Genomic DNA, 9394 nt, shown 5'->3' with positions numbered 1-9394 from the left:
TCCGCGCTCCAGGATTTCAATGCCCGATCATCCACTTGTGACGCGTGGAGGGCCCCTTCTTGCCGACCTTGCAGATTCCGCAGCCGCAGCCGGCGAGGTGGGCCTTCTTCACCACCTTCGGCTCGGTACCGCTCTTTTCGGAACGAGCAAGAGCGCGGCGCAGCGTGCCGTTCATCAGGCTGAGCTGCGGGGAGGCGACGTCGCGCTGGCCGGGCTCGCTGCAATTGGGGCAGGCGCAGGCCTTGGCGGCATCCGCCATCGGCACCCATTCGTCGAAAGGGCCGCAATCGTCGCAGACATAATTGTAAAGCGGCATGGTTCTCTCCAACCGATATGCGGAAGATGCCGCGGGGCGTACCCCGCGGCCGGTTCACAGCTTGCCTTCCAGCAGCAGCAAGCCCGGGATCCAGCCGGTGATGATGCCGGAGGCTACGGTGGCCAGCCCCGTCACCTTGAGGATCGGGCGCTTGAGCGCCAGCAGCAGGAAATACATGAACCAGAGCACGGCCCAGATCGCCCAGTTCAGGCCGAGCCAGGTATCGGTGAGGCTCTGGGCCGAGGTCAGGCCCTGGAAGGCGATGGGCACGACGGTGACGGCCACGAACAGGCTGAACCAGCCTAGGCCCCGTCCGTCGACCGTCACCACCCGGTTATAGGCGACCCACAGATAGGTGGTGGTGAACAACAGCGTCAGAGCGGCGGCCTTGATCGAGGCGGCATCGGCCTTGGTGCCGAAGGCCGACGACAGGGCGACGCACAAAGTGACGAAGCCGGAGACGACATTAATGACGACGATCTCCTTGTCGTCGATCCTGCCCATGAGCCACAGGCCATTCAGGAACAGGACGGCACCCACGTAAAGCAGTGCAAATCCGAGCAGCATGATCGCGTTTCCTCTCCACGCAACGCGTCGACCGGAGATGGCATTCCGGCCGAGGCGCAGGTTTCATGATGTATGCGAGGCGATGATCAGCTGGTCCTGGCGACGTCGGCGCCCGACACCTTCTTGGTCGGCCCCGAGGCATTCGGATTGATGTCGAAGTCGAAGATGGCCGTGGGAATGGCCAGCGTCGCGCAGACATTGGGAATGTCGACGATGCCGGCAATGCGCCCTTCCACCGGCGCCGTGCCCAGGATCGAATAGGCCTGTTCGCCGGAATAGCCGAACTTCTTGAGATATTCGATGGCGTTGAGGCAGGCGCGCCGATAGGCGACATGGGCGTCGAGATAATATTGCTCGCCCGTATGCTCGTCGACCGAGATGCCCTCGAAGATGAGGTAGTCGTCGAAATGCGGGTCGATCGGGCTCGGCTTGAAGATCGGATTGATGATGCCGTATTTGGCCATGCCGCCCTTGATGACGTCGACGCTGATGTCGATCCAGCCGGCCATCTCGATGGCGCCGCAGAATGTGATCTCGCCGTCGCCCTGCGAGAAGTGGATATCGCCCATCGAAAGCCCGCCGCCCTTCACATAGACGGGGAAGTAGACCTTGGAGCCGCGTGACAGGTTCTTGATGTCGCAATTGCCGCCATGTTCGCGCGGCGGCACCGTGCGCCAGGCCTCGGCGGCCGCCCTGTGGGCGGCATCGCCCGTCATCTGGCCCATCAGCGCCGTATCGCCGAACGGAAGCGCGGCGAGCGGCGGCACGCGCTCGGGATCGGTCGCAACCAGTTCGGCCTCGCGCCGATTGGCCTCGGCGAGCAGCTTGTGGTCGGGCAGGCAGCCGATCAGGCCAGGATGGATCAGGCCGGGATAGCGCACGCCCGGCACATGGCGCGAGGTGGTGTAGATGCCCTTGAAATCCCAGATCGATTTGGTGGCGTTGGGATAGTGCTCGGTGAGGAAGCCGCCGCCATTCTCCTTGGCAAACAGGCCGTTGAAGCCCCATTCGGAATCCGGCAGGGCGCCGATGTCGAGGATATCGACGACCAGGAGATCGCCGGGCTCGGCGCCCTCGACCCCGAAGGGACCGGAGAGATAGTGCACGCGGGTGAGGTTGACGTCGCGCACGTCGTTGGCACTGTTGTTGTTGCCGATCTGGCCGCCGGTCCAGTCATAGCATTCGACGCGGAAGACATCGCCGGGCTTGAAGGTCTCGACCATCGGAATGTCGGGATGCCAGCGATTATGGGTCTTGATCGCCTGGTCCTCGGGCGCCTTTTTCAGATCGACGGAGAATACGGTCTTGGGCATCGGTTCCTCCTCCTGGGGCCGGCCTGCGGGGAACTCCGGGCCGAACCGTCACGATGTTCTGTGCCGGCGCCGCAAGGGACAGCCTGGCCGTTCGTGCAAGGGGAGCCTAGGCGGGCCCTGTAACCGCCATGAATCGTCCGACCACGGTTTGTGTAATTTTTTGTAACCAGGAAGGCGAAGATGCGCCGCGGATCGATGATCCCTTCGCCATACCACCCGGTTTTCCAGCGAAATCGGCACGAAAGCCCCGATCGCGGCCTTGTGCGCCAGTCGTCATGGCCTTGTGCCCGTCTCGACCACAGGCGGCATTGCGACTATCCTGCCGCCATGCCAGCCACCGACGCCAAGTCTCGCGATACCAAGCCTCGCATTCTCGTGGTCGATGACGATCATCGGCTGTGCCGCTTTCTGGAGAAATTCCTGGCGAGCGAAGGCTTTGCCACTGCCAGCGCCAATGAGGGCCGGGCCATGCGCCGCGCCATGGCGGACGAGAGCTTCGACTTGGTCATCCTCGACCTGACCTTCCCCGCCGGGGAAGACGGCCTCAGCCTGGCGCGCGCCCTGCGCAGCCAATACGACCTGCCGGTGATCATGCTGTCCGGCAAGAACAGCACCATCGACAAGGTGGTCTGCCTGGAACTGGGTGCCGACGACTACATCACCAAGCCTTTCGAGCCGCGCGAATTGCTGGCCCGGGTCCGCACCGTGCTGCGCCGCTTCGCCCGCCGCATCAATCTACCCGAAACAGTGGAGCCTAACGCCTCGCCCGCCATTCGCTTCGCCGGCTGGCAGCTCGATCCCTCGCGCTACGAGCTCTCCTCACCAGAGGGCGAGCGCGTACGCCTGACCAGCCAGGAGTTCCAGATCCTGTCGGCCCTGGTCGAACGACGCGGGCGCATCCTCTCGCGCGACCAGATCCTCGATATCGTCGCCAACCGCAGCTGGACGCCCTATGACCGCAGCATCGACGTGCTGATCGGCAAGATTCGCCGCAAGCTACGCGACGATGTGCGCGACGCCCAATATATCAAGACCATCCGTGGCGTCGGCTACATGTTCTCGGCGGAGGCCCGGGGCGAGTAGGCCCCTCATCCCCCTGCCGGGACCTCTAGTCAACTCAAGAGAGTTGACGACACCCGCAAGGGGAGAAGGAATTTTATCAGGTGAGCACAGTGCGAATCAGCGGTTGCGCCCACCGGCCGCGACCTATGGCATTTTGGCCCCTTCTCCCCTTGCGGGAGAAGGTGGCGGCAGCCGGATGAGGGGTTTCTCAACCTCCCTCCCGCCTTGCCTGCGGCAGATAGAGATTGATCGTGGTACCCTCGCCCGGCGCGCTGACGATGCCGAGGCGCCCGCCGGCCTGGCGCACGAAGGCATCGACCATGGCGAGGCCGAGGCCGTTGCCTTCGCCGGACGGCTTGGTACTGAACAAGGGTTCGAGGGCCCGGCGCCGGACCGCCACCGGCATGCCTTGCCCTGTATCGGTCACCGCCAGCAGCACATAGGCGCCCGGCAGCAGGCCCGAGGCCACGCGGGCATCCTCCGGCGGCACCAGGAGATTGCTGGCCGCAAAGGTCAGGCGCCCGCCTTCCGGCATGGCGTCGCGGGCATTGAGGGCAAGATTGAGCAGGCTCGATTCGAGCTGGCCGGTCGGGATCTCGACCGGATGGAGATCCGGTGCGACGTCGAGGACAACAGCGACCTTGTCGCCCAGCGTGCGGGTGAGGACGCGCATCAGGGGCGGCAATTCCGTACCGAGAGCGACGACCGCCGTCTCTTCCATGCGCTTGGCCCCGAAGCGCAGCAGGCGCGACGCCAGCTCGGAGCCGGACCTGGTGGCATCAAGGGCATCGGCAACGAGTTCGTGCAGCTCCGGCTGGCTATCGAGCCGTTCCTGCAGCCAGCGCAGATTGGAATAGAGCACCGCCAATATATTGTTGAAGTCGTGGGCGATGCCGCTGGCGAGCTGTCCCATCGCCTCCAGGCGCTGGGTCTGGCGGAGGCGCTCGGCAATCCGGCTCTTCTCTTCCACCAAGCGGATACGCTCGAAGCAGCGATCGAGCAGGGCCAGCAATTCCTCGGTGTAGAAGGGCTTGGAAAGGTAGTCATAGGCCCCTGCCTTGAGGGCCTCCACCGCCGTCTCGATCGAGGCATAGGCCGTGACCATCACGCAGACGAGATCGGGATTGCGCTGGCGCAGGGCGCGGACGAGATCGACGCCGTCGCCGAGGCCGAGGCGGACGTCGACCAGCGCCACGGCGATACGCTCGCGACCGAGCATGTCGAGGGCCGCCGCGGGATCGTGGGCGATCGGGGTGTGATAGCCTTCCAGGCTCAGCAGGCCGGCGAGACTGGAGGCGAAGTCGACATCGTCGTCGACGATCAGCACGCAGCGCGTACCGGCCTCCTCGCTCCCGGGGGAAGTTCCCGACGCGCCGATGATATCCGCCGGCAGCTCGCTGTCCTCGTCCTTCATGGCCGGGCCGCCGGAATGCAGGGCAGGGCCAGCGATATCAACGTGCCCTCTCCGGCTTCGCTCTCGACCCTGACTTCGCCGCCATGCTGTTCGAGGATGCGCTTGACCAAGGGCATGCCGAGCCCGACGCCGAAGGCCTTGGTGCTGAACAGGGGCTCGAAGATGCGGGCAGCCACCTCGGCGGACATGCCGCTGCCCTTGTCGGCAATGGCGAGTACCATCCGCTCCCCTTCCCGGCGTGTGGAAATGGTGATGGCACCCTCGTCCTGTGCCCGGCCCTCGCAGGCCTGCACCGCATTGACGAGCACGTTGGAAAAAGCCTGGCGCAGCCGCTCGGCATCCGCCGGCACGGCGCAATCGGCTTCGAGCCTGAGCGTGATCAGGGCGCGGGTTCCCGCATCCTGCTCGCTGGCCTGCTGACGGACCCAGGCATCGATGGCGACGGGCGCGAGCACCAGAGGCCGCTTGCGCGAAAAGTCGAGCAGGTCCTCGATGATGCGCACGCAGCGCCAGGCATTGCGCTGCAGGCGCTGCAGCTCGCCCATCACCGGCTCGCCGGCATCGCGCAGCGAACGCCTGAGCACGTCCGCCGAGGTCACCAGCGTGCCGAGCGGATTGCGCAATTCATGGCTGACCGTGGCCGTCATCTGGCCGATCGCGGCCAGGCGTTCATTGCTCGCCAGTTCCTGCTGGGCCTTGTGCAGGCGCTCCAGCGAGGCGACCAGGTCACGCTCGGCAAGCTCGCGGCTTTCGTGCGAGAGCACGATCCACCAGGCACCGATGCCGAGCAGCGGCAGGAGAGCCAGAAAGACCCTGAGCAGCAGGGCGCCACTGTCGAGATGCGGCTCCTCGGCCCCGGGTTCGATCAGGCGGTAGGTGAGCAGGAACACCGCGGCGGTGACGATGGTGAGCGCAAATCCGACGCCCCCGACCTTGAGCAGGCGCTGGCCCATATGCGGGGCGATCTTGCCGATCAGCGTGCGCCCGAAATAGCGCGAGCGCTGATCCTCCAGCACGCCGCCGGGCGACTTGCAGACATCATGGCAATGCGAATCCAGGCTGCAGCACAGCGAGCAGATCGGCCGGTCATAGAAGGTGCAATGCACCATGTCGGGGCGCTCATAGTCGAGACCGCAGATCTCGCAGGTGACAATGGCCTGCCGGCGGGCGGCGACTTCCTCGCGCGGGCGTGCCAGATAATAACGCCCCCCGGTCGCCACGCCGATCGCGACCGCGCTGGTGAGGGCCGTGAAGAAGGCGATCGGCGCCGCATAGGCTTCCGCCAAGGAGCCGAAGCTCCCAACGAAGCAGAGCACGGCGACGATGGAAGCGAGCGCCATCGAGCCGCAGCCGACCGGGTTGAAATTGTGGAGATAGGCCCGCTTGAACTCGGTGAAAGGCGGGCTGACCTTGAGCGGCTTGAGAATGGCGAGATCGGCGAAGATCGAGCCGATCCAGGCCGAGGCGATGATGGAATAGACGGCCAGCACCAGCGCCAGGGTCTGGAAGATGCCGAGCAGCATCAGGAGTAGCGAGATCAGGATGTTGAAGATCAGCCAGACCACCCGGCCCGGATGGTAGTGGGTGACGCGCGAGAAGAAGTTCGACCAGGCGAGCGAGCCGGCATAGGCGTTGGTGACGTTGATCTTGACCTGCGAGATCAGCACGAACACCACGGCGGCGGCCAGCACCACGGCCGTATCGGCGCTCACATACTCATAGGCCTTGATATACATATGCACCGGCTCGAGCGCCGTCGCCTGCGGCAGGCCCGAACTGACCACCAGCACCGCCAGGAAGCTGCCGCACAGGATCTTGAACCCGCCGACCACGATCCAGCCCGGCCCCGCCGCGATCACCGCAGTCCACCAGCGCCAGCGATTTTCCTCGGTCTTGTCCGGCAGGAAGCGCAGGAAGTCGACCTGCTCGCCGATCTGGATCGACAGGGCGCCGAGCACGCCGATCGCCGAACCGAAGGCGAGGAGGTTGAACTCCCCGCCCCCCGTCGCACTGCCGGCGAAGGCGACCCATTCGCCGAGCGTGCCGGGATGGTCGATGGCGATATAGACGAAGGGGAGCAGATGCAGGCCGATCCAGACCGGCTGGGTCAGCATCTGCAGCTTCGAGATCATGGTGACGCCCATGAAGGTGATCGGGATGATCACCAGCGAGGAGATGATGTAGCCGAGCACCAGCGGCACATTGGCGAAGAGCTTCAGCGCCTGCGCCATGATCGCCCCTTCGAGGGCGAAGAAGATGAAGGTGAAGGTGGCGTAGATCAGCGAGGTGATGGTCGAGCCGATATAACCGAAGCCGGCCCCGCGGGTGAGCAGGTCCATGTCGATGTTGTAGCGGCTCGAATAATAGGCGATCGGCAGGCTGGTCACGAACACGAACAGGCAGGTGACCAGGATGGCCGGAAAGGCGTTGGCAAAACCATAGCTCAGCGTGATGGTGCCGCCGATCGCCTCCAGTGCCAGGAAGGAGATGCCGCCAAGCGCCGTATTGGCGATGACAAAGGGGGACCAGCGCCGGAAGGATCTGGCTGCATAGCGCAGCGAATAATCTTCCAGGGTCTCGTTGGCGATCCAGGAATGGTAGGATCGCAAAGCAGGCAGGCGCGGAATGTCCACTAGCCACCCCGCCCGCAAAGGCGCATGCGCCTCAGGCCGACCGTATCAGACATGCCTCTCCCCTCCCGGCCCGGGCACCGCTTTCATGCGGCGGCAGCGAGCTCGATACGGTCCGCGATCCCGGTGTTACCGGATTGAAGCGGCCGAATCTCCTTCGCTCCGACAGTATCATCCCTCGCCGTCGGTATTGTGATCCGCCCCCGCCGATACCGCAAGGCGGCGCCCGCCATTTCCGGAAGCGCGGAGAAGGCGTTCATAGGCACTGACTTGAGGGGTTGGGCAAGATGAGGCGGTTGGAGATGAAACTCGACATATGAGCCCCCTCGCCCCGTTCTTACGGGGAGAGGATAGAGGTGAGGGGCTGCTCCAAGGGTGTAATTTATGAGGTCGAGCTGCCCCTCATCCTTACCTTCTCCCCGTAAGGACGGGGCGAAGGGGCGATTGGCGTCGCGCCCCTCGCCTCAAGTTAACGCCTACGGATGACGTCCGCCCTGCTGGAAACCCAATCTTGGATCTTGACGAAACGTCTCGCGCCTTCTATAAATGAGCATGTACTCACTCAAATGAAGTCGAACCGTGGCACGCCCCCTCAGCGAAGCAAAGCGCCAGGCGATCCTGGCATCCGCCACCCGGTTGGTGGCGGCCATGGGGATCGGCGCGCCGACGGCGAAGATCGCCCAGGGTGCGGAGATCGCCGAGGGCACGTTGTTCAAATATTTCGCCAACAAGGACGAGCTGCTCAACCAGCTCTACCTGACCCTCAAGACCGAGCTCGGCGGAGCCATCATGCAAGGCTTCGTTTCGAATGCCAGCATCAGGGAGCGTGCCTGGCACATCTGGAGCCATTGGATCGACTGGGGCGCGAAATATCCGGTGAAGCGCAAGGCCATGCGCCAACTCGGCGTATCCGAGCGCATCACCCCGGCCAGCAGGCAGGCCGGCAGTGCGGCCTTTCGGGACGTCAGTGCCGCTTTCGAACAGGCCCATGCGCTTGGCCCGCTCAAGGACCAGCCCATGGCGTTCCTGAGTGCCTCCTTCGAGGCACTCGCGGAGACCACGCTGGAATTCACGGCGCGTGATCCGGAAAGACGGGAAGCCTACAAGCAGGCCGGCTTCCAGATCTTCTGGGGCGGCCTGGGCAGCTAGGACACTCTTAGTCGCCGAACTCTTTTACACGTTAAATGAGTGAGTGCACACTCTTTATTCACCGAAACGGGAAGTGAACCATGTCTAAGATTTGGCTGATCACGGGCGCCGGCCGCGGGCTGGGGCGTTCGATCCTCGAAGCGGCGCTGGCCGCCGGCAACAAGGTGGTGGCGACAGCGCGCGATCCGGAGCGCCTTGCCGACCTCAAACAGCTTTATGGCGACAACCTGCTCAATCCGGCGCTCGACGTCACCAATCCAGCCATGGCCCGCCGCGCCGTCGACGTTGCCGTCGCGGCCTATGGCCGCCTCGACGTCCTCGTCAACAATGCCGGCTTCGGCCATCTGACACCCTTCGAACAGACCGAGGAGGAGGATTTCCGCTCCCAGGTCGAGACCAATTTCTTCGGCGTGGTCAACTTGATCCGGGCGGCCCTGCCGGTGATGCGCAGCCAGCGATCCGGCCACATCATCAACATCTCCTCCGTCGGCGGACGCGTCGCCACCCCCGGTCTCAGCGCCTATCAGGCGGCCAAATGGGCGGTGGGCGGTTTCACCGAGGTGCTGGCCCAGGAGGTCGCGCCCTTCGGCGTCAAGGTCATCGCCCTGGAACCCGGCGGCATGCGCACTGATTGGGGCTACACGGCCCGTGACGCCGCCAGCGACATCCTGCCCGACTACGAGCCCAGCGTCGGTGCGGTCCTCAAGCGCATGAAGGCTTATGTCGGCAACGAGGTCGGCGATCCCGAGAAAATCGCTCGGCTCGTCGTCGATATCTCCACTCGAGAAACATTGCCGGCTCACCTGCTTCTCGGCAGTGACGCACTCCATGTCTACCGCCAGGCGGAGGCGGCCCGGCAGAAGGCCGCTGCCGACTGGGCCGAGGTCAGCGCCTCCACCGATTTCGACGGCGCCGAACTTCCGGCCCTGCTGAGAGCCTGACA

8 protein-coding genes are annotated in these 9394 nt (G+C 64.5%); 3 read left to right on the top strand and 5 right to left on the bottom strand.

What is annotated here, in order from left to right:
- Window positions 1-16: 16 nt before the first annotated feature.
- The 3 genes from ACTJKX_RS10645 to fmdA all read right to left on the bottom strand — a co-directional run bounded on the left by ACTJKX_RS10645 (window position 17) and on the right by fmdA (window position 2196).
- Window positions 17-316, bottom strand: a complete 300-nt coding sequence (locus ACTJKX_RS10645; protein ID WP_394310977.1) for an FmdB family zinc ribbon protein — start codon at window positions 314-316, stop codon at window positions 17-19.
- Between the two features lie 54 nt (window positions 317-370).
- The gene (locus ACTJKX_RS10640; RefSeq protein ID WP_394310975.1) at window positions 371-883 is read right to left on the bottom strand and encodes an AmiS/UreI family transporter; all 513 of its coding nucleotides are present in this window, start codon (window positions 881-883) and stop codon (window positions 371-373) included.
- A gap of 86 nt (window positions 884-969) precedes the next feature.
- Window positions 970-2196 (bottom strand): formamidase, encoded by a 1227-nt coding sequence (gene fmdA, locus ACTJKX_RS10635; RefSeq protein WP_440725238.1) that lies wholly within the window; start codon window positions 2194-2196, stop codon window positions 970-972.
- 327 nt (window positions 2197-2523) lie between these two features.
- Here fmdA and ACTJKX_RS10630 point away from each other — a divergent pair, with 327 nt between their 5' ends.
- The gene (locus tag ACTJKX_RS10630; RefSeq protein WP_440725237.1) at window positions 2524-3279 is read left to right on the top strand and encodes a response regulator; all 756 of its coding nucleotides are present in this window, start codon (window positions 2524-2526) and stop codon (window positions 3277-3279) included.
- Between the two features lie 187 nt (window positions 3280-3466).
- Here ACTJKX_RS10630 and ACTJKX_RS10625 read toward each other — a convergent pair whose 3' ends face one another.
- On the bottom strand, window positions 3467-4672 hold the full coding sequence (locus tag ACTJKX_RS10625) for a response regulator (protein ID WP_440725236.1): 1206 nt from the start codon (window positions 4670-4672) through the stop codon (window positions 3467-3469).
- Window positions 4669-7305, bottom strand: coding sequence for an ATP-binding protein (locus ACTJKX_RS10620; protein ID WP_440725235.1), 2637 nt, complete (start codon window positions 7303-7305; stop codon window positions 4669-4671). The genes ACTJKX_RS10625 and ACTJKX_RS10620 overlap by 4 nt, the downstream gene beginning before the upstream one ends.
- A gap of 576 nt (window positions 7306-7881) precedes the next feature.
- Here ACTJKX_RS10620 and ACTJKX_RS10615 point away from each other — a divergent pair.
- A complete protein-coding gene (locus ACTJKX_RS10615) occupies window positions 7882-8451 on the top strand; it encodes a TetR/AcrR family transcriptional regulator (protein WP_311934546.1) in 570 nt (189 codons plus the stop codon).
- An 80-nt stretch (window positions 8452-8531) separates the two neighbouring features.
- On the top strand, window positions 8532-9392 hold the full coding sequence (locus ACTJKX_RS10610) for an oxidoreductase (protein WP_440725234.1): 861 nt from the start codon (window positions 8532-8534) through the stop codon (window positions 9390-9392).
- The last annotated feature ends 2 nt before the right edge of the window (window positions 9393-9394 follow it).

This window comes from Labrys sp. 22185, from assembly GCF_052045555.1.
Lineage (GTDB): Bacteria > Pseudomonadota > Alphaproteobacteria > Rhizobiales > Labraceae > Labrys > Labrys neptuniae.
The sequence above is the reverse complement of the archived record's forward strand: the minus strand, read 5'-3'. Positions and strand labels throughout refer to the sequence as shown.

Excerpts from the sequence above, each read along its gene's own strand:
- ACTJKX_RS10645 (WP_394310977.1), bottom strand. The coding sequence starts at position 316 with ATGCCGCTTTACAATTATGTCTGCGACGATTGCGGCCCTTTCGACGAA.
- ACTJKX_RS10640 (WP_394310975.1), bottom strand. The coding sequence starts at position 883 with ATGCTGCTCGGATTTGCACTGCTTTACGTGGGTGCCGTCCTGTTCCTG.
- fmdA (WP_440725238.1), bottom strand. The coding sequence starts at position 2,196 with ATGCCCAAGACCGTATTCTCCGTCGATCTGAAAAAGGCGCCCGAGGAC.
- ACTJKX_RS10630 (WP_440725237.1), top strand. The coding sequence starts at position 2,524 with ATGCCAGCCACCGACGCCAAGTCTCGCGATACCAAGCCTCGCATTCTC.
- ACTJKX_RS10625 (WP_440725236.1), bottom strand. The coding sequence starts at position 4,672 with ATGAAGGACGAGGACAGCGAGCTGCCGGCGGATATCATCGGCGCGTCG.
- ACTJKX_RS10610 (WP_440725234.1), top strand. The coding sequence starts at position 8,532 with ATGTCTAAGATTTGGCTGATCACGGGCGCCGGCCGCGGGCTGGGGCGT.